Raw genomic sequence first — 20952 nt, forward strand, 5'->3', positions numbered from 1 at the left:
TCTTCTTCGCAACAGGGACATACTCGTATGCAACTCTTCATGAGCCTGGTCGGTATGGTGGTCTTGATCGCCATTGCGGTGCTGCTTTCCAGCAACCGGCGCGCTATTAAACTGCGTACCGTACTCGGCGCGTTTATCATCCAGATTGGCATTGGCGCGCTGGTGCTCTATGTCCCGATCGGACGCCGTATTCTTGGTGGCATGTCGGAAGGGGTGGCAAACGTCATCGCTTACGGTAACGAGGGCATCTCTTTCATCTTTGGTGGCCTGGTTTCCGACAAAATGTTTGAAGTGTTCGGCGGTGGCGGCTTCGTGTTCGCCCTGCGTGTGTTACCGGTGATTGTGTTCTTCTCCTCGCTGATTGCGGTGCTCTATTACCTGGGCATCATGCAGGTGGTGATCAAGCTCTTAGGCGGTGGTTTGCATAAGCTGTTGGGTACCTCGCGGACCGAATCGCTGTCAGCCACGGCCAATATTTTTGTGGGGCAGACCGAAGCGCCGCTGGTGGTGCGCCCTTATATCGCCACCATGACCCAGTCGGAGTTGTTTGCCGTAATGTGCGGCGGCCTGGCTTCGGTAGCCGGTTCCGTGCTGGCGGGCTATGCCCAGATGGGCGTACCGTTGGAATACCTGATTGCCGCTTCCTTTATGGCCGCACCGGGTGGGTTGCTGTTTGCCAAACTGATGGTGCCGGAAACCGAAAATACCCAAGACCGAGCCGATGCGATGAAGCTGATCGCCGAAGACGAGCGCCCGGCAAACGTCATCGATGCCGCTGCCTCGGGTGCGGCATCTGGTATGCAGTTGGCGCTGAACGTGGGGGCGATGTTGTTGGCATTTATCGCTCTGATCGCGCTGCTTAACGGTATTCTTGGCGGTATTGGTGGCTGGTTCGATTTCCCACAGCTGTCACTGGAACTGATCCTGGGCTGGGTGTTCTCGCCGATCGCCTTCCTGATTGGTGTGCCTTGGAGTGAAGCGATGGTCGCGGGGTCGTTTATCGGCCAGAAGGTGATCGTTAACGAATTCGTGGCCTACATGAACTTTGGTGCTTACCTGCGCCCGGATGACGTGGTGGCCGCTGAGGGGCTACAGGTACTGTCACAGCACACCAAGGCGATCATCTCCTTTGCGCTGTGCGGGTTTGCCAACCTGTCTTCCGTAGCGATCCTGCTGGGGGGTTTAGGCAGCATGGCACCCGGTCGTCGTCACGACATTGCCCGCTTCGGGTTGAAAGCGGTGGCAGCCGGTACCTTATCCAACCTGATGAGTGCCACCATCGCCGGATTCTTCCTGGCGTTGTAAGCTATACTTGGTATCAACAATCAGGCTCCTGAAGGGGCCTGGTTGCCTGCCAAAAGGGCATTCGCCTGATGACCGCCGTCTCTTTAGTGAATTTGTGAACAATATCGCGTTATTTTGTGATGATCTTCACATATAATTCAGTCCTGTTACAGTGCTATCCTGTGTAGTGTGAATCAGAACACAAATATGCCAGAGTGATCGTGTTCAAATGGCGATTGCTGGCTATGCGAAAATCGAAGGGCTATGTGCGGTGAGAAGGATCTCAGTTGCTGGCGTGGGAAGACTATCCCACGCGCTATCTTCAAGGAACCAAGTCCGCTCGCCAACATCAGAATGCTCAGTTGGAGAGTTTTATGACCGAATTAACCGCAGCAGCGCAACGCGCGCTGAACCTGATGGATTTAACCACGCTGAACGAAGATGACACCGACGAGAAAGTGATCGCGTTGTGTCGTCAGGCGAACAGCCCGGCAGGCCATACTGCCGCCATCTGTATCTATCCGCGTTTTATCCCGATTGCCCGCAAAACGCTGCGTGAGCAGGGTACTCCAGATATCCGTATCGCCACCGTCACCAACTTCCCGCATGGCAATGATGATATCGACATCGCCCTGGCGGAAACCCGTGCGGCTATCGCCTACGGTGCCGATGAGGTTGACGTGGTATTCCCTTATCGTGCCCTGATGGCCGGTAACGAGGAAGTCGGGTTTGAGCTGGTCAAACAGTGCAAGCAAGCCTGCGCTGCTGCCAACGTGCTGCTGAAAGTGATCGTCGAAACCGGTGAGCTGAAGCAGGCGGAACTGATCCGCAAAGCCTCCGAGATCTCCATCAAGGCCGGGGCTGATTTTATCAAGACCTCTACCGGTAAAGTGCCGGTCAACGCCACGCTGGAAAGCGCTGAGCTGATGATGACCGTGATCCGTGATATGGGCGTAGGCAAAACCGTTGGCTTCAAGCCAGCCGGTGGCGTGCGTACCGCAGAAGATGCTCAACAGTATCTGCAACTTGCCGGGCGTCTGCTGGGAGAAGACTGGGCCGATGCGCGCCACTTCCGCTTTGGTGCGTCGAGCCTGTTAGCCAGCCTGCTGACCACGCTGGGGCATAGCACCCAAGCCGCTGGCAACGGTTACTGATTTTCTCTCACGTCTTGTTGCGTTGGGGCTGCCAAGCGGCCCCGTTAACGCAGCGCGCAGGCGTATCGAATGACTCTATTTAGCTAAAACAGGGGGCTACTTTGTTCTTGGCACAAGAAATAATCCGTAAAAAACGTGACGGGCAACCGTTGAGCGAAGCCGAGATCCGCTTCTTCATTAACGGCATTCGCGATAACGTGGTGTCAGAAGGACAGATTGCCGCGCTGGCGATGACCATCTATTTCCACGACATGACCATGCCAGAGCGCGTGGCGCTGACCATGGCAATGCGTGATTCCGGCACGGTGTTGGACTGGAAAAGCCTGTCGCTGAACGGCCCGATTGTGGATAAACACTCCACCGGCGGTGTGGGCGATGTGACTTCGCTGATGCTTGGCCCGATGGTGGCAGCCTGTGGCGGCTACGTGCCAATGATTTCAGGCCGTGGTCTGGGTCATACCGGCGGTACGCTGGACAAGCTGGAAGCGATCCCTGGCTTTGATATTTTCCCGGACGACAACGCGTTCCGTAAGATCATCAAAGACGTTGGCGTGGCGATTATCGGCCAGACCAGCTCACTGGCTCCGGCAGACAAGCGTTTCTACGCGACGCGTGATATCACTGCTACCGTCGACTCCATTCCGCTGATCACCGGTTCTATTCTGGCGAAAAAACTGGCCGAAGGGCTGGATGCGCTGGTTATGGACGTGAAAGTTGGCAGCGGTGCTTTCATGCCGACCTATCAGCTTTCTGACGATCTGGCGCAGGCGATTGTGGGCGTTGCCAACGGAGCCGGTTGCAAGACGACCGCGCTGCTGACCGATATGAATCAGGTGCTGGCTTCCAGCGCCGGTAATGCGGTTGAAGTGCGTGAAGCGGTACGCTTCCTGACCGGGGAATATCGCAATCCGCGTCTGCTGGAAGTGACCATGGCGTTGAGCGTGGAAATGCTGCTGTCTGGCGGCCTGGCCACCGACGATGCTGACGCGCGCGCCAAACTGCAGGCGGTGCTGGATAACGGCAAAGCGGCGGAAATCTTTGGCCGCATGGTGGCGGCACAGAAAGGCCCAAGCGATTTTATCGAGCGTTACGACAGTTATCTGCCAGCCGCGACGTTAACCAAGCCGGTTTATGCCGAGAAACCAGGTATCATTACCGCGATGGATACCCGTGCACTGGGTATGGCGGTGGTGTCACTGGGCGGTGGCCGCCGTCGCGCGACCGACAGCATCGACTACAGCGTGGGCCTGACCGATGTGGCTCGCTTGGGCGACACTGTCGATACCCAGCGTCCATTGGCGGTGATCCATGCCAACGACGAAGAGAGCTGGCAGCAGGCGGCAGATGCGGTACGCAGCGCGATGGTTCTGGGCGACAAAGCGCCAGAAGTCACGCCGGTGGTCTACAAACGCATCACCGAATAACCTCTGTCTAAAGAATCAGGAGTGGCAGCGGCCTTTTCGCTGTCGCCCTCAGCGTGAATACGCAGGAGAGTATGATGAAACGTACATTTATTATGGTATTAGACTCATTCGGCATTGGCGCGAGTGAAGATGCCAAAAGCTTTGGCGATGAAGGCTCCGATACCCTTGGCCATATTGCTGCTGCCTGTGCACGTGGCGAAGCCAACGTGGGCCGTAGCGGCCCGCTGACCCTGCCAAACCTGAGCCGTCTGGGCTTGGGCAAAGCGGCGGAAGAATCGACCGGCAAGTTCCCGGAAGGGTTGGATAAAGACGCTGAAATCATCGGTGCTTACGGCCATGCCAGCGAGCTTTCCTCCGGTAAAGATACGCCATCAGGCCACTGGGAAATTGCCGGTGTGCCAGTCTTGTTCGACTGGGGCTACTTCTCTGACGAGCACAACAGCTTCCCGCAGGAACTGCTGGACAAGCTGGTGGCGCGTGCCAACCTGCCGGGTTACCTCGGGAACTGCCATTCATCCGGTACCGTGATCCTGGATCAACTGGGCGAAGAGCATATGAAAACCGGCAAGCCGATTTTCTACACCTCAGCGGACTCGGTGTTCCAGATTGCCTGCCATGAAGAAACTTTCGGCCTGGATCGCCTGTACGAGCTGTGTGAGATCGCTCGTGAAGAGTTGACCGAAGGTGGCTACAACATCGGCCGTGTGATTGCCCGTCCGTTCCTGGGGAATAAGCCGAGTGAGTTCCAGCGTACCGGTAACCGTCACGATCTGGCCGTGGAACCCCCAGCTCCGACCGTGCTGAAAAAGCTGGTTGATGAGAAGGGCGGCGAAGTGGTTTCCATCGGGAAGATTGCCGATATCTATGCCAACGTGGGGATCACCAAGAAGGTGAAAGCTACCGGGATCGACGCCCTGTTCGACGCCACTTTGGTCGAGATGGAAAAAGCCGGTGACAACACCATAGTGTTCACCAACTTTGTTGATTTCGACTCCTCCTACGGCCACCGCCGTGACGTAGCAGGTTATGCAGCCGCGCTGGAGCTGTTCGACCGTCGCCTGCCAGAGCTGCTGAAGCTGGTGAAAGGGGATGACATCATCATCTTCACCGCTGACCACGGCTGCGACCCGACCTGGCCAGGCACCGACCACACCCGTGAGCATATCCCGGTTCTGGTCTATGGCCCGAAAGTCAAACCAGGCTCGCTGGGGCATCGCGAAACCTTCGCCGACATCGGCCAGACCGTCGCCAGCTATTTTGGCGTGTCACCGATGGATTACGGCAAATCCATGCTTTAATACCGCTTTTAATGACGCTGGCCTTCACGCCAGCGTCTTTATTTCAATGAATTGAGGGAAGTGATTATGGCAACGCCACATATTAACGCTGAGATGGGTGATTTCGCTGACGTAGTGCTGATGCCGGGGGATCCGCTGCGGGCAAAATACATCGCAGAAACCTTCCTGGAAGGCGCGGTGGAAGTGAACAACGTGCGTGGCATGTTGGGTTTCACCGGCACTTATAAAGGTCGTAAAATCTCGGTAATGGGCCACGGCATGGGCATCCCATCCTGCTCTATCTATGCGCGTGAACTGATTGCCGAGTTTGGCGTGAAGAAAATCATCCGTGTCGGCTCTTGTGGCGCGGTGCGTGATGACGTCAAACTGCGTGATGTGGTGATCGGCATGGGGGCTTGCACCGATTCCCAGGTTAACCGTATGCGCTTCAAAGGCCACGACTATGCGGCCATTGCGGATTTTGACATGGTGCGTAATGCGGTAGACGCTGCGGCTGCTCAGGGCATCCCTGCACGCGTGGGTAACATTTTCTCCGCCGATCTGTTCTACACGCCAGATCCGGATATGTTCCAGGTGATGAAGAAGTACGGCATCCTGGGCGTAGAGATGGAAGCGGCAGGCATCTACGGCGTGGCCGCAGAGCTGTATGAAGAGTTCGGTAGCACGGCGTTGACCATCTGCACCGTTTCCGACCATATCCTGCGTCATGAGCAGACCACCGCTGCCGAGCGTCAGACCACCTTTAACGAGATGATCGTTATCGCGCTGGAATCTGTCCTGCTGGGCGACAAAGCGTAATGACCTCGCGGGCGCAGCACGCTGCGCCCCATTTTATCTATTCATTTTGCCGTAAAATAATACAAATATTTGTTATTTTTCAGATTGTTACTGCTTTTGTATTCTATTCACCAGCCGACTCGCTACGTTGCCAATTCATGGGGCATCTGAACGGGCGCAGCATGCAACGCCTCTACGCTCGAGCATGAGATTCAGCAACATTGCCACTTTGGCATCAATCTCAGAATACCATCAGCTTTTCTTCGTTTCTTCCTGCTCTGCTGGTTTCTCGTCATCACCATCGTCTACCGTATTACCTTCTGCCAGCGGCGTGTTGGCGGTTAGCAGGTACGGCGACTGCTGCCAGCGGCTGCGGCGGCCTTGCAGCAGGGTACGGGCCAGAATAATGCCGATGGCCAGCGCCAGCAGGATCATCAGGCGCAGCAGGTTGGTGGTGTTATCCACCTGTTTGGATTCGGTGGCCAGCACGTGGGTATCCAGCGTCACGCGGATAAAGCCCAGTGGGCCATCTTTGCCCTGGATTGACTCGACGAGCTGGTGGTTAAAGTAGCTGCCCGCGCGTTTGCCATCCAGTGCGAGGCGATCGCGCACGCTAATCTGCTCGCCGGAGTGGGCGATCAGGGTGCCGTCCAACTGGTAGACGCTGGCGTCCAGAATACGGCTGTGATCGGTCAACTGCGTGAGAATGCGCTCAACCTGCTGGTTGTCTATGTCGCTATCGCCATCCATCAGCGGAGTCAGGCTAAAAGCCACCTGCTTGGTCAAGGTTTGTGCCAATTCTTCGACCTGTTCCGATCGCGCCATTTGGTGGCTCAGGCTAAAATAGGAGGCACCTTGCATCAACAGCACCAGCAACGCCAGGCAAATCAGGATAATAGCGGTGCGATGCAGGCGGAATTTCAGTTTAGCTTTAGCCATTAGGCTTCCTTTAGGGCGGTCATCCGGGAGTCACGATTGACCACCTGGCTGTGCGGAACCGAGATGTACCAATACCGCGAGCGCATGGATGCGCTAGAGCGGCCAACTAGAGATTCATAGGGTAATATGTTGCCAGAAGCAATGGCGATAGGATAGCTTGATGCGTCGTTTTATCATGCAGTGTTATTCAGGAGTTAAGGATGCCAAATAGTCTGACCTATTGCGATCTCCCCGCCGAGATCTCTCAATGGCCGGGGTTGCCCCTTTCGTTGAGCGGTGACGAAGTCATGCCGCTGGATTATCGGGCGGGCCACACCGGTTGGCTACTATATGGCAGAGAACTGGATAAAGAGCGTATTACTCAGTTCCAGCGTAAGCTGGGGGCCGCGATGGTGATCGTGACGGCCTGGGCGGTGGAAGATTATCAGGTGGTACGCCTGGCGGGCACGCTAACTGCGCGCGCCAAACTGTTGGCGAACGAAAGCGGGCTAGACGTTGCCCCACTGGGCAAAATTCCTAACCTGCGCAAGCCGGGCCTGTTGGTGATGGATATGGACTCAACGGCGATCCAGATTGAGTGCATCGACGAAATCGCCAAGTTGGCCGGAGTGGGCGAGCAGGTCAGTGAAGTGACCGAACGCGCGATGCGCGGCGAACTCGATTTCACCGCCAGCCTGCGCCAACGCGTGGGGACGCTGAAAGGGGCCGATGCCAATATCCTCAAACAGGTGCGTGACGACTTGCCGTTGATGCCTGGGTTGACCAGTCTTGTGCGCAAGCTGCAGGCGCTGGACTGGCATGTCGCTATTGCTTCCGGCGGCTTTACCTATTATGCCGAGTACCTGCGTGACAAGCTCAAGCTGGTGGCCGTGGCAGCCAATGAGCTGGAGATCCGCGACGGTAAGCTGACCGGCGAGGTGCTGGGGCCGATCGTGGATGCGCAATTCAAGGCCGATACTCTGGTGGCGCTGGCAGAGAAGCTGGGGATCCCACCGCAGCAAACCGTAGCGATCGGCGACGGTGCCAACGATTTGAAAATGATGCAGGTGGCCGGGCTGGGTATTGCCTATCACGCGAAGCCTAAGGTCTATGAGAAGGCGCAGGTCTCGATCCGCCATGCCGATCTGCTGGGAGTGCTCTGTGTGCTCTGCGGCAGTTTGAAACACGATGTGAGGTAAGCTGTGGCAAAAGCAGTAAAACGGGCATTTGTCTGTAATGAATGCGGCGCTGATTATCCGCGCTGGCAGGGGCAATGCAGTGCCTGTCAGGCCTGGAACACCATTACAGAAGTGCGTCTGGCTTCAGTCTCCTCTTCCGCTGCCCGTAGCGAGCGTTTAAGCGGCTATGCGGGCGATGCCGGTATCAGCAAGGTGCAGAAGCTTTCGGACATCAGTTTGCAAGAGCTGCCGCGTTTCTCTACCGGCTTTCTGGAATTTGACCGCGTACTGGGCGGCGGTGTGGTGCCGGGCAGTGCGATCCTGATCGGCGGTAACCCCGGCGCGGGGAAAAGTACGCTGCTGTTGCAGGTGCTGTGCAAACTCGCCGAGCAGATGAAAACCCTGTACGTCACAGGTGAAGAGTCGCTGCAACAGGTCGCGATGCGTGCCCATCGGCTTGGATTGCCCACCGGCGGCCTGAACATGCTGTCGGAAACCAGCATCGAGCAGATCTGCCTGATCGCCGAGCAGGAGCAGCCGCGGCTGATGGTGATCGACTCGATCCAGGTCATGCATATGGCGGATATCCAGTCATCGCCAGGCAGCGTGGCACAGGTGCGCGAAACGGCGGCCTATCTCACCCGCTTTGCCAAAACTCGCGGCGTGGCGATCGTAATGGTTGGCCACGTCACCAAAGATGGCTCACTGGCCGGGCCGAAAGTCCTCGAACACTGTATCGACTGTTCCGTGTTGCTGGATGGCGATGCCGATTCCCGGTTCCGTACGCTGCGCAGCCATAAAAACCGTTTTGGTGCGGTCAACGAGCTGGGAGTGTTCGCCATGACCGAGCAGGGGTTGCGTGAGGTGAGCAACCCTTCCGCGATCTTCCTCAGCCGGGGTGATGAAGTGACTTCCGGCAGTTCGGTGATGGTAGTTTGGGAAGGCACCCGACCGCTACTGGTTGAGATCCAGGCGCTGGTCGATCATTCGATGATGTCTAACCCACGCCGCGTTGCCGTAGGCCTGGAACAGAATCGTTTGGCGATCCTGCTGGCGGTGCTGCATCGTCACGGTGGTTTGCAGATGTCCGACCAAGACGTTTTTGTCAACGTGGTAGGCGGCGTCAAGGTTAGCGAAACCAGTGCCGATCTGGCGTTGCTGCTGGCGTTGGTCTCCAGCCTGCGCGACCGGCCATTGCCTAACGATCTGGTGGTGTTTGGCGAAGTGGGCCTTGCAGGGGAGATCCGCCCGGTGCCTAGCGGCCAGGAGCGTATTTCTGAAGCGGCCAAACACGGTTTCAAGCGGGCGATCGTGCCACATGCCAACGTGCCGAAGAAACCACCGGCCAATATGCAGGTGTTCGGCGTCAAGAAGCTGGCGGATGCGCTGGACGTACTGGAACAGTTTTATTAATTGCCGCCCGCTGCGCGGAATATGCTATTTTGTTTAGCATAATAAACGGGAGGGTTTATGCGGCAGTTCGATTACCTCAAGGCAGCGATTAAGCAACAGGGATGTACCTTACAGCAGGTAGCTGATGCCAGTAGCATGACCAAGGGCTACCTCAGCCAGCTGTTGAACGACAAAATCAAAAGCCCGAGCGCGCAGAAGCTGGAAGCCCTGCACCGTTTCCTGGGGCTGGAATTCCCACGCCGTGAGAAGAAAGTCGGCGTGGTGTTTGGTAAATTTTACCCGCTGCATACCGGCCATATCTATCTGATCCAGCGTGCCTGTAGCCAGGTTGACGAGCTGCATGTGATCCTGTGCCACGATGAGCCGCGCGATCTGTTGCTGTTCGAGAACAGCTCTATGTCACAGCAGCCGACGGTCAGCGATCGTCTGCGCTGGCTGTTACAGACCTTTAAATACCAGAAAAATATCCATATTCACTCTTTCGACGAAAAGGGCATTGAACCTTACCCGCACGGCTGGGACGTGTGGAGCAACGGCGTGAAGAGTTTTATGGAGCAAAAGGGCATCGTCCCGAGCTATATCTATTCCAGCGAAGAACTTGATGCTCCCCGTTACCGCGAACATTTGGGGATTGAAACCATCCTGGTTGATCCTGAGCGTTCCTTTATGAATATCAGCGGCAGCCAGATCCGTCAGGATCCGTTCCGCTATTGGGACTACATCCCCACTGAAGTGAAGCCGTTCTTTGTTCGTACGGTGGCGATCCTGGGCGGTGAATCCAGCGGTAAGTCAACGCTGGTCAACAAGCTGGCGAACATCTTCAACACCACCAGCGCCTGGGAATATGGCCGTGACTACGTCTTCTCCCACCTTGGGGGTGACGAGATGGCGTTGCAGTATTCCGATTATGACAAGATCGCGCTTGGACAGGCCCAGTACGTGGATTTTGCGGTGAAATACGCCAATAAAGTGGCGTTTATCGACACCGACTTTGTCACCACGCAGGCGTTCTGTAAAAAGTATGAAGGGCGGGAGCATCCGTTCGTTCAAGCGTTGATCGACGAATACCGTTTCGATCTGGTGATCCTGCTGGAGAATAATACCCCTTGGGTGGCCGACGGATTGCGCAGCTTGGGTAGCCCGGTCGATCGCAAGGCGTTTCAGTATTTATTGGAAGAGATGCTGCACGCCAATAACATCGAATATGCGCACGTAGAGTCGAGCGATTACGAGGAACGCTTCTTGCGCTGTGTCGAGCTGGTGCAGCAACTGCTGGCGGCGGATGCCAGCCGCTTGGTGAAGTTTTAGGGACGTTTTAGGCGGGTAAATGTCGGTGTAGTGGCGATGTAGTGCCCCTCACCCTAACCCTCTCCCACAGGGAGAGGGAACCGATCGAGTGTGTTTGAAATTGTCGTGGCTCACCTTGGATTAGTGGACCGATCGAGTGTGTTTGAAATTGTCGTGACTCACCTTGGATGAGGGCACCGATCGAGTGTGTTTGAAATTGTCGTGGCTCACCTTGGATTAGTGGACCGATCGAGTGTGTTTGAAATTGTCGTGACTCACCTTGGATTAGGGGACCGATCGAGTGTATCTGAAATTGTCGTGACTCACCTTTGATGGGGAGGCGATCGAGTTTGCCAAGATGTTCTCTTCACTTCCAAACGAGCAGAGGCTATCAGCTCCCTCTCCCTGTGGGAGAGGGTTGGGGTGAGGGGGCCATAGCAAGTTATTGATACCTGACACATCGATAACCCCACTAACTTAGTAAGTTATCACCAACTTACCTTGCATATGCCCATCCAACAGCTTGGCATGCGCGGCGGTCAATGTATCCACCGTCAGCCCCTGTAGCGTTTCGCTCAGCGTGGTGGTCAATTTACCCTCATCGAGCAATTGCGCCACCTGTTTGAGGATCTCCCCTTGCTGGGCAATATCCGGCGTGGTGAACATGCTGCGGGTGAACATGAATTCCCAATGCAGCGCTGCGCTTTTCAGCTTCAACGCGTTTTGATCCAGCGGTTGGCTGTTTTCGACGATAGTGCAGATATGGCCGAGCGGGGCGATCAGATCGCTGATGGCTTGCCAGTGGCCGTCGGTATCGTTCAAGCACAGGATATAATCCACGCTCTCAATCCCTTCTTTAGCCAGGTTGCCTTTCAGGTCGCGGTAATCCACCACCAGTTCAGCACCCCGTTCGCGGCACCATGCAGCTGATTCCGGGCGAGAGGCCGTAGCGATGACTTTCACCTTGCTACGCTGTGCCGCCAGGGGGATCGCCAGCGAGCCCACGCCACCGGCACCGCCGATGATCAACAGCGTTTTACCGGCAGCCGCATGCTGAATATTCAGGTGTTCAAACAGGGCTTCCCACGCGGTGAGCGCGGTCAGCGGCATCGCGGCGGCTTGTGCCCAGTCCAGGCTGGCCGGTTTATGTGCCACGATACGTGAGTCAATCAGCTGATGGGTGCTGTTGCTGCCTGGACGGGTAATATCCCCGGCATACCATACCTCATCGCCGGGTTTGAACCCGCTGACGCTGCTGCCCACTTCGAGCACCACGCCGCTGGCATCCCAGCCGAGAATACGTGGCTGCTGCAAACCATTCTTTTGCAGGCCAGCATGAACCTTGGTATCGACCGGGTTAACGGAAACGGCTTTCACTTCCACCAGCAGATCGTATTGACCCGGTGCGGGTTTTTCTGGAGCGATCTCGATAAAAACGGCTGGATTTTTCGGATCGACGGCAATGGCTTTGATTAACATAATTGTGCTCCTTCGCATGAATAGTCCCAGTGTAGACCCTGAGGAGTAGAGTGATAAGATGGACAATAACTAACTAAGTGTTCGTCTGAGGTGAACAATTATGTTCAAGCAGTTGCAGGATATGGCGTTGTTTGCGCTGGTGGCAGAGTGCGGCAGTTTTACTGCGGCAGCCAAACGGGCCGGGCTGCCTAAATCCAGCGTCAGCCAGCGTGTCAGCCAGTTGGAACAAAAGCTCGGTCTGCGCTTGCTCAACCGCACCACCCGGCAGTTAAATTTGACCTTTGCCGGTGAGCGCTATCTTGAACATTGCCAGGAGATGCTCTCTGCTGCCGAACGGGCCGATCTGGCCTTGCAGCGCTTACGCGATAACCCCAGTGGCCGTCTACGCATCTCCACGCCTGCCGGGCTGGGGGCGACGTTGCTTCCGCGTCTGGCGGCAGATTTCCAGCGCCAATATCCGGATGTCTCGTTGGAAGTGTCAGTGTCAGATGCCATGGTGGATATGGTGCAGGAGGGGTTTGATGCGGCATTGCGTACCGGCAGACCGCAGGATTCCTCGTTGATTGGCCGCCGTCTGGGGCATGCTCCCCGTTATTTGTTGGCTGCACCGGACTATCTGGCCCAACACCCGCCATTGCTGCATCCGCAGCAGTTGCAGCAGCATCTTTGCATCGCTCACCGCGCCTGGCCTGCCTGGATATTGCGCCGGGGTGAAGAGTACTACCGTTGGCAATTGCCGCTGCGGCATACCACCGATAATCTGTTATATGCGCGCGAATGTGCCATTTTGGGGGCGGGTATTACGCTGTTGCCCGCTTTTCTCAGCCGTGAGGTGGTCGCGCAAAAGCAATTGGTGGAAGTGTTGCCACAGTGGCAAGCCGAAGGCAATGAACTGTATCTGGTTTATCCGAGCCGTAAGCTTAATTCCCCGGCTCTGGCCTGTTTTATCGATGTGGTGATCCAGCATCCGGTCTTTGTGGATTATGCGCAGGCACTGGATTGGGGATAACAAAAAGCCCGCAAAATGCGGGCTTGAGAGCATAGATAGCCAACCGGATGTTACTTGGTGACTTTCTTGTACTTGATACGGCGAGGTTCCAGCGCATCGGCACCCAGAGTACGCTTTTTGTACTCTTCGTATTCGGTAAAGTTACCTTCGAAGAACTCCACCTTGCCTTCATCCTGATAGTCCAGAATGTGGGTGGCAATACGGTCAAGGAACCAACGGTCGTGCGAGATCACCATCGCACAGCCCGGGAACTCCAGCAGGGCGTTTTCTAACGCGCGCAGGGTTTCGATATCCAGGTCGTTGGTTGGTTCGTCGAGCAGCAGTACGTTGCCGCCAACCTGCAGCAGCTTGGCCAGATGCAGACGACCACGCTCACCGCCGGACAGTTCGCCCACGCGTTTGCCCTGATCGACGCCTTTGAAGTTAAAGCGGCCAACGTAGGCACGGCTTGGCATTTCGGTGTTGCCCACGCGCATAATGTCCTGGCCGCCGGAAACTTCTTCCCACACGGTTTTGGAGTTATCCATGCTGTCGCGGAACTGATCGACCGAAGCCAGCTTGACGGTATCACCCAGCACGATGCTGCCGGAGTCAGGCTGTTCCTGGCCGGACATCATGCGGAACAGCGTGGATTTACCCGCGCCGTTCGGGCCGATGATGCCGACGATGGCACCCTTAGGTACCGCGAAGGTGAGATCTTCGATCAGCAGGCGGTCGCCGTAGGATTTACGCAGATTGTTAACTTCAACCACTTTATCGCCCAGGCGTGCGCCAGGTGGGATAAACAGTTCGTTGGTTTCGTTACGTTTCTGGTATTCAGTGCTGTTAAGCTCTTCAAAGCGTGCCAGACGGGCTTTGCCCTTAGACTGGCGGCCTTTGGCCCCCTGACGTACCCACTCCAGCTCTTTCTCGATCGACTTGCGGCGAGCGGCTTCGGTTGAGGCTTCTTGCGCCAGACGAGCGTCTTTCTGCTCCAGCCAGGAAGAGTAGTTACCTTCCCACGGAATGCCTTCGCCACGGTCCAGCTCCAGGATCCAGCCAGCCACGTTATCGAGGAAGTAACGGTCGTGGGTGATCGCCACCACGGTGCCTTCGAAGTCGTGCAGGAAGCGTTCCAGCCAGGCCACGGATTCGGCATCCAGGTGGTTGGTCGGTTCGTCCAGCAGCAGCATGTCTGGCTTTTCCAGCAGCAGGCGACACAGCGCTACGCGGCGGCGCTCACCACCGGACAGGTTGGCGATTTTTGCGTCCCACTCCGGCAGGCGCAGTGCATCGGCGGCGCGCTCAAGCTGGGTGTTGAGGTTGTGACCATCGTGAGCCTGAATGATCTCTTCCAGGCGGCCTTGTTCAGCGGCCAGCTTGTCGAAGTCGGCCCCTTCTTCAGCGTACAGTGCGTACACTTCATCGAGGCGCTTGAGGGCACCGACCACTTCTGCCATCGCTTCTTCAACCGATTCGCGAACGCTGTGCTCCATATTGAGCTGCGGTTCCTGCGGCAGGTAGCCGATCTTGATGCCCGGCTGCGGGCGAGCTTCCCCTTCGATATCGGTATCGATGCCGGCCATAATGCGCAGCAGGGTAGACTTACCGGAACCGTTCAGGCCCAGTACGCCAATTTTGGCCCCAGGGAAGAAACTCAGGGAAATGTTTTTCAGAATATGACGCTTCGGCGGAACCACTTTGCCGACGCGGTGCATGGTATAGACGTATTGAGCCACGTTGCTCCGAGCCTCTCTATCAGTTTTTATAGGATGTCTGGCGGCCTGAGTGTAGCCCGTTTCAGCACCGGTTCCCAGATCCCCTATGACGATCGCCAAGTATAACCGCTAATGCTCACCATTAGGTGAACTTTGCTGTTTCTTAAGGGGTGACGACGATCGCCACGCGACGGTTTTCAGCGCGCCCGCTGGAAGTGGCGTTACTGGCTACCGGTTGGCGTTTGCCCATTCCGCGAGTTTCTATATTGGCACGCGGGATGCCGACACCGGCCAGGACATCGGCCACGGCGTTGGCGCGGCGTAGTGAAAGCTGGTCGTTGTAGCTGTCTTCACCGTAGTTATCGGTATGCCCGTCCAGGCGGAATTGTACGATGTTAACGCTCTTCAGCGCCTTGCCCATCTTCTCGACGATCTCGGTGCTTTGAGGGCTCAATTTACCGACGTTGTTACCGAACAGCACCTTGTCGGAAAAGCCAAACTCCCAGCCGTTATCCGTCAGTTTGAACCCTTGCGCCTGCAGTAAGGCGATCTGTTCCGCCGTCAGCCCCTGTGGTTTGCTCTGGCAGCCTGCCAGCGTGAGCAAGGTGATAAATACTAACGCCAGTAGGGAATAAGTCCGTTTAAAATTTTGCTGTAACATTGATTTTTCTCTTTTTGGTTGTTTGAGGCCCGGTGCTGGCGCTATTTGCGCATCGCTAACCGCCAGCCTCCGTGGGACAGGTGTTTTGCCCGGTACATTGCGTCATCCGCTTCGTTGAGCAGTTCCTGAGTGGTAGAGGCATGTTCAGGGTAAAACGCGATGCCGATACTCAGTGCGGCGATCACTCTTTCCTTGTTGGGCAACACAATGGGCTGTTGCATACACTCGATGATGATGTCGGCAATCGGCAACACATCGTTGGTGTCTTTGAGTGGCGCCAGCAGGATGGCGAATTCATCGCCCCCCATCCGGGCGACCAGATCGTGCTTGCGCAACCTGCTACGCAGGCGCTCTGCGATGGTGATCAAGACGGTATCACCGGCAGCATGGCCATGGTTATCGTTCACCTCCTTGAAACGATTGCCGTCGATAAACAGTACCGCCAGCTTTTCATCAGGTTCGAGCTCTGACAGCGCGCGGCCCAACTGAGCTTCAAAGAAGGCCCGGTTTGGCAACCCGGTCAGGCTGTCGTGAGTGGCTTGGTGGGTTAAAGCGTCATTCTCTTGTTGCAGGTGCTGTTGCCAGGCTTCGATTTCATCCAGCAGGCCGTTGAAATCACAGCTCAGTTCGTGCAGCTCGGCAATCGGTGCTGAAGGCACCCGCAGTTCGAAAGTCCGATCGCGACGCACCGTATGGGCAACGTTGGTGATATCGTCCAAGGAGGTCACGATCCCTCTGAGCATTCTGCGGGAAAGTACCAGGGCGCACAACGTACTGAGCATCAGGCAGGCAATCATGCCCACCATACCGCGCAGCAAGAATTTCAGCAGGCTGCTGCCGTTGCCGGTCAGCCAGACCAGGCCGATCTGTTTGCCTTCACGGGCGATGGGCAGAACCACCGCTTCCGGCAAGATCCAGCGGGCCACCATCTGTTCCAACCCATGCAATGGGCTATCCGCTGGATGGCTCCAACTGGCCAAGGCGATCCCCTGCATATCCAGGATCTTGGCCTCCGACACTTCTTCGTTGGAAGCGATCAGCATCAATGCTTCGCGAGCGGCGGGGCGGTCTTCAAACACCACGGCGGCTTCAGCGGTATAACTGATCGAGCGGGCAATCAGATGCAGGTTATGGTTGGCGTAGGCTCGCAGGGCAAACAGCGCTAGCAACGTCAGGAAAATCCCCGCGGCGCTGACGGCGATCAGCGCCAGCCCCAGGTTCATCCGTTGCAGCACTTGTCCCAGCGTGGGGCGAGATGTAGCCGAACCTTTGTGACCTAACAGTTTCATTGCGGCGGCCCCTTTTTACGCGCCAATTGCAGCACGTTAGGGTGAACACGCACGCCACTGCGCGCCAGTGAGTCCAGATTCACTTTAAAACCCGCCTGATCGTTGCTGATTTGCAAACAAAAGGCACTGCCAACAGCACATTCCATATCCTTTTCGCTAATGCTGAGGATCGAATGACCCGAAATGCGGTGGAAAAAATCTTGTTTCTGAGCGGCATTGACGTCGCCCAAATACACTACATCGCAGCTAGTTGCCAACTGCGGATTATCTATCTCGATCCGCAGGGTTTTGATTGGCTGCGGTGCCGTCAGCAATACCGGGTCGAACAGACCTTCTGCATACTGGACAGGCGCAGTCACGCACAAGCGGATCGGATCAGGTTTAGCGGGCCAGCGAGCATAGCTGATAATCCCCACCACCACGGTGGTGACGGTATGAATACGTTTTTGGTAGGGATCTTGTGTATCAGCCCCGGCCAAGCTGGGAAACATCAACATAGCCAGCAGCAGGATCGGTAGCATGCGACGCGATCGGATCGGGTTGCTATATAAACCCTGTGTCCTGGCAGCCAACCTTCTGGCCTTTATCGACATCTTCATTTGCCATTCCTGCCTACGGCCGGCTTGATGGCACGGCAGTCTGATACTAAATAATTGAGCCTAGTCGAAAAGGGTAAAACTTTGCCACGTACAATCAATCGCACTACCCAAAAAGCATAACCTGACCGTCTTGGGGGCGGATTGTATTATAAGAGCCGTTTGTTGTGCGCTTTATGCTCGGTTTTATGAGATTTTTCCTAGGTATTTTTAACGTTATAAAACGCCCGGCAGGGTTTGCCGGGCGTTTTAGTGAAAGTTGCGTGTCCTTACGCGCTTATAATAGCGTTTTTCGGCTCGCTTTGATGCGGTTAATCACCCATTTTTCTACTTCTACGATCAGGAATAGCCCAATGGCTATCATCAACGTCACTCCCCAATAGAACAGCGGCAGCGGCGCGGTACCAAACAGCGCGTTCATAAACGGCAGGTAAATGATGGCCATCTGTAGCAGTAACAGTACGCCACTCACCAACCACAGGCCCTTATTGAGGAACAACTGGCGGTTGAGCGGGAAGCGGTCTGCGGTGCGGCAGTTGAACATGTAAACCCATTGTGCGGTGACCAGAGTTTGCAATAACACGGTGCGGATCAGCTCGCTGCTGTAGCCACGTGGTGCCATCCAGGCTTCCAGTGCGAAGGCGCTGATGGCGATCAGCACACCAACGAAGCCGATGCGCCAGATAGCGTGCAGATCCAACACGTTGCTGCCCGGCACCCTCGGTTTACGGTGCATCAGCCCTTTTTCGGCGGGCTCATAGGCCAGGCCGAAGGACAGGGTGGTGGAGGTGGCCATGTTCATCCACAGGATCTGGATGGGCGTTAGCGGCAGCATGGCACCGGCCAGAATGGCGATGATGATCAGCAGGCCCTGTGCCAGGTTGGTCGGTAGTACGAACAGGATGGTTTTCTTCAGGTTGTCGTAAACGCGGCGGCCTTCTTTTACCGCACTGGCGATGGTGGCGAAGTTATCGTCGGTCAGCACCATATCAGCGGCTTCTTTAGTGACCTCGGTACCTTTGATCCCCATAGCGATACCCACGTCAGCCTGTTTCAACGCTGGCGCATCGTTGACGCCGTCGCCGGTCATCCCCACCACGCCACCTTTATCCTGCAGCGCTTTTACCAGACGCAGCTTATGTTCCGGGCTGGTACGGGCAAAGATATCGTAACGCACGGCGGCTTCTGCCAACGCCTGGTCATCCATATGTTCCAGTTGGGAACCGGTGATAGAATCCTGGCTGTTACCAATACCCAGCATAGCCCCGATGGCCATGGCCGTTTTTTGGTGATCGCCGGTGATCATCTTCACGCGGATCCCCGCTTGCTGGCATTCGGCGATGGCGGCGACCGCTTCAGGGCGCGGTGGGTCCATCACGCCAGCGATGCCGATAAACACCATCTGCTGGCGAATATCACCGTGATCCAGCGCCACTTCGCCATCTGGCGTGGTTTTACTGGCGGCGGCCACCATACGTAAACCTTGCTCGGCAAAGCGCGACATCTCCGCTTCCCAGTAGCCGCGGCGGAAGGGCTTGATACCAGAATCGGTCAGTTCGAATTCGCACAGTGCGAACAGTACGTCTGGTGCGCCGGTAAGGAACACCTGATTCTTGCCTGCTACCTGGCTACGCACGGCCATATATTTGTAACTGGAGTCGAACGGGATTTTAGCCAGTTGGCGAGCCTCACCTATCTCCAATCCGGCTTTCATCGCCAGCACTTTCAGTGCGCCTTCCGTCGGGCTACCTGTGATCGCCCAGCGGCCGCTGCCATCCTGCTTTACCTGGCTGTCGTTACACAGGGTGATCGCGGTAATGAACTGCGCTAACGGTGGGATATCTTGAACTTGCGCCGGTTTGTTACTGTCGGCAAAGAAAATGCCGCCAACCGGTTCATAGCTTTCCCCTTCCACGCGGTAGGCATGGTCGGCCATGATGACGTTTTTTGCCGTCATTTCGTTCATGGTCAGCGTGCCGGTCTTGTCCGAGCAGATCACCGTCATCGAGCCCAAGGTTTCTACCGTAGGCAGTTTGCGGATAATCGCGCGGTTACGTGCCATCGACTGCACGCCCAGAGACAGGATAATGGAAATAATGGCAGGCAGACCTTCGGGTACCGAGGCCACCGCCAGGCTGATCAGCGCCACCAGCAGCTCACCGAGTGGCATATCACGCATCGTGAAGGCAAACACGAACAGCAGCACCATCATCACCAGGATCAGGATGAAGATGTTTTTGCCTAGGCGATCCATCTGTTGCAGTAACGGGGTACGCTGGGTTTTAACGGTCGAGATCATCTCGCTGATGTGGCCGAGTTCGGTATAGCCGCCAGTCGCGATAACCACGCCCTTGGCATTCCCGGCGCTGATGGTGGTGCCGGAGAACAACAGGTTGGTGCGATCGCCAATCATCACTTCATCAGGGATAGCGTCGGTTTGTTTCGAGACCACGGTGGATTCTCCGGTCAAGATGGCCTCTTCAACCTGAAGGTTGTGAGATTCCAGTAACCGCAGGTCGGCGGGAATTTTATCGCCAGGGCGCAATAATACGATATCTCCCGGGACCAAATCTTCCGCATTCACGGTGTGGTTAATTCCGTCACGCACCACAATAGCTTGGCTGGAAAGCATATTCTTAATGCCTTTCAGCGATTTCTCTGCGCTGTTTTCCTGCACAAATCCGATAAGGGCATTGATCACGGCAACGCAAAGAATAACCACCGTATCGACCCAATGTCCCATAATGCCTTTGAGGAAGGCGGCGGCCAGCAAAATATAAATCAGCACATCGTTAAAGTGGGCAATAAAGCGCATAAAGGCGCTTTTGCCTGCCTGCTCCGGCAGGGCGTTGGGACCAAACTTCTTCAGCCGCTCGGCGGCTTCCTGCTCGCTCAGGCCTTGTTGCTGGCCGTTCAAATGCTGAAGCGTTTGTTCAATATCATATTGATACCAGGCTTTTTCCGGTTTGGGCGGCTCTTGGTATGCAGTGGGGGAATGTTTTGGCATGGAGTGCCTCTCCTTAAAGTCGTTCGAATCTAAGTCCCCATCTGTGTCGGCAGCCCTTTTGCCGGGTTGATATTCCATTGTTTTCTGTCACACAGACGTGAATGGTAATAATTTCAGTTAGTGGATGGCCAATTATCTGCCGCGTGATAGTAAATAATCGCAAACTTGAGTTTTTGATCTGAGATAATAAAAACAAAGTAATAGGAATTGTTTTAATCGGTGAGCAAATGTTTCTCTATTAATGTCTCTGTAACGTCATTTTTTGTATAGGAAAACTCGTGTCTGCATAGAAAACTATAGAACACTGGCGTTATTGCGTGATGAAAAAATTTCCCATAATCCCATGATTTTTCAAAACGTCGTCTTGCTGTGCTGCCTGACGCGATAGTCTGACAGCGTGGTTTTCATCTACGCTGATAAACTTGTTATAAAGTAATGAATGGATACACGTTTTTGCTGTCTATGATTAGTACCTGATGCC

General features: G+C 55.6%; 16 protein-coding genes. 9 read left to right on the forward strand and 7 right to left on the reverse strand.

Annotated features, from left to right (window positions below; all coding sequences use genetic code 11):
* Nucleotides 1-39: 39 nt before the first annotated feature.
* From N6G83_RS39745 to deoD, 5 genes are all read left to right on the forward strand, one after another.
* Complete coding sequence (locus N6G83_RS39745; protein ID WP_024485506.1) at nt 40-1305, forward strand: NupC/NupG family nucleoside CNT transporter; 1266 nt, start codon at nt 40-42, stop codon at nt 1303-1305.
* A gap of 353 nt (nt 1306-1658) precedes the next feature.
* Nucleotides 1659-2438: a deoxyribose-phosphate aldolase gene (deoC, locus tag N6G83_RS39750; RefSeq protein ID WP_199061300.1), complete on the forward strand. Its 780-nt coding sequence runs from the start codon at nt 1659-1661 to the stop codon at nt 2436-2438.
* Between the two features lie 101 nt (nt 2439-2539).
* Nucleotides 2540-3862, forward strand: a complete 1323-nt coding sequence (gene deoA / locus N6G83_RS39755; protein WP_024527235.1) for a thymidine phosphorylase — start codon at nt 2540-2542, stop codon at nt 3860-3862.
* A 74-nt stretch (nt 3863-3936) separates the two neighbouring features.
* Nucleotides 3937-5160, forward strand: a complete 1224-nt coding sequence (deoB, locus tag N6G83_RS39760; protein WP_211135587.1) for a phosphopentomutase — start codon at nt 3937-3939, stop codon at nt 5158-5160.
* A gap of 66 nt (nt 5161-5226) precedes the next feature.
* Nucleotides 5227-5958 carry a purine-nucleoside phosphorylase gene (gene deoD / locus N6G83_RS39765; protein WP_021179222.1) on the forward strand — a complete coding sequence of 244 codons (732 nt, stop codon included), beginning with the start codon at nt 5227-5229 and terminating at the stop codon, nt 5956-5958.
* 231 nt (nt 5959-6189) lie between these two features.
* On the opposite strand, the gene N6G83_RS39770 is transcribed toward deoD, so the two are convergent.
* The gene (locus N6G83_RS39770; RefSeq protein ID WP_024527233.1) at nt 6190-6876 is read right to left on the reverse strand and encodes a YtjB family periplasmic protein; all 687 of its coding nucleotides are present in this window, start codon (nt 6874-6876) and stop codon (nt 6190-6192) included.
* Nucleotides 6877-7076: 200 nt separating this feature from the next.
* Here N6G83_RS39770 and serB point away from each other — a divergent pair, with 200 nt between their 5' ends.
* Genes serB through nadR form a run of 3 tightly spaced genes read left to right on the forward strand, consistent with a single transcriptional unit; the run spans nt 7077 to nt 10754 of the window.
* The gene (gene serB / locus N6G83_RS39775) at nt 7077-8054 is read left to right on the forward strand and encodes a phosphoserine phosphatase (RefSeq protein WP_199061239.1); all 978 of its coding nucleotides are present in this window, start codon (nt 7077-7079) and stop codon (nt 8052-8054) included.
* Nucleotides 8055-8057: 3 nt separating this feature from the next.
* Nucleotides 8058-9446 (forward strand): DNA repair protein RadA, encoded by a 1389-nt coding sequence (radA, locus tag N6G83_RS39780; RefSeq protein WP_021808023.1) that lies wholly within the window; start codon nt 8058-8060, stop codon nt 9444-9446.
* A gap of 57 nt (nt 9447-9503) precedes the next feature.
* A complete protein-coding gene (gene nadR, locus N6G83_RS39785; protein ID WP_074028452.1) occupies nt 9504-10754 on the forward strand; it encodes a multifunctional transcriptional regulator/nicotinamide-nucleotide adenylyltransferase/ribosylnicotinamide kinase NadR in 1251 nt (416 codons plus the stop codon).
* 456 nt (nt 10755-11210) lie between these two features.
* Here nadR and N6G83_RS39790 read toward each other — a convergent pair whose 3' ends face one another.
* On the reverse strand, nt 11211-12212 hold the full coding sequence (locus N6G83_RS39790) for a zinc-binding alcohol dehydrogenase family protein (protein WP_211135588.1): 1002 nt from the start codon (nt 12210-12212) through the stop codon (nt 11211-11213).
* A gap of 100 nt (nt 12213-12312) precedes the next feature.
* Here N6G83_RS39790 and N6G83_RS39795 point away from each other — a divergent pair, with 100 nt between their 5' ends.
* Nucleotides 12313-13221 carry a LysR family transcriptional regulator gene (locus tag N6G83_RS39795; protein ID WP_029710777.1) on the forward strand — a complete coding sequence of 303 codons (909 nt, stop codon included), beginning with the start codon at nt 12313-12315 and terminating at the stop codon, nt 13219-13221.
* Between the two features lie 50 nt (nt 13222-13271).
* Here N6G83_RS39795 and ettA read toward each other — a convergent pair whose 3' ends face one another.
* The 5 genes from ettA to N6G83_RS39820 form a co-directional block, all read right to left on the reverse strand.
* A complete protein-coding gene (ettA, locus tag N6G83_RS39800) occupies nt 13272-14939 on the reverse strand; it encodes an energy-dependent translational throttle protein EttA (protein WP_211135589.1) in 1668 nt (555 codons plus the stop codon).
* Between the two features lie 142 nt (nt 14940-15081).
* Entirely contained in the window at nt 15082-15579 is a 498-nt protein-coding gene (locus tag N6G83_RS39805) for an OmpA family protein (protein ID WP_024527229.1), read from the reverse strand.
* 41 nt (nt 15580-15620) lie between these two features.
* The gene (locus N6G83_RS39810) at nt 15621-16868 is read right to left on the reverse strand and encodes a diguanylate cyclase domain-containing protein (RefSeq protein WP_024527228.1); all 1248 of its coding nucleotides are present in this window, start codon (nt 16866-16868) and stop codon (nt 15621-15623) included.
* Nucleotides 16865-17467, reverse strand: a complete 603-nt coding sequence (locus N6G83_RS39815) for a YfiR family protein (protein WP_024527227.1) — start codon at nt 17465-17467, stop codon at nt 16865-16867. Before N6G83_RS39815 ends, N6G83_RS39810 begins: the two co-directional genes overlap by 4 nt.
* A 274-nt stretch (nt 17468-17741) precedes the next feature.
* Entirely contained in the window at nt 17742-20471 is a 2730-nt protein-coding gene (locus N6G83_RS39820; RefSeq protein ID WP_211135590.1) for a cation-transporting P-type ATPase, read from the reverse strand.
* Nucleotides 20472-20952 lie beyond the last annotated feature (481 nt).

The organism is Serratia sp. PL7 (assembly GCF_945957435.1).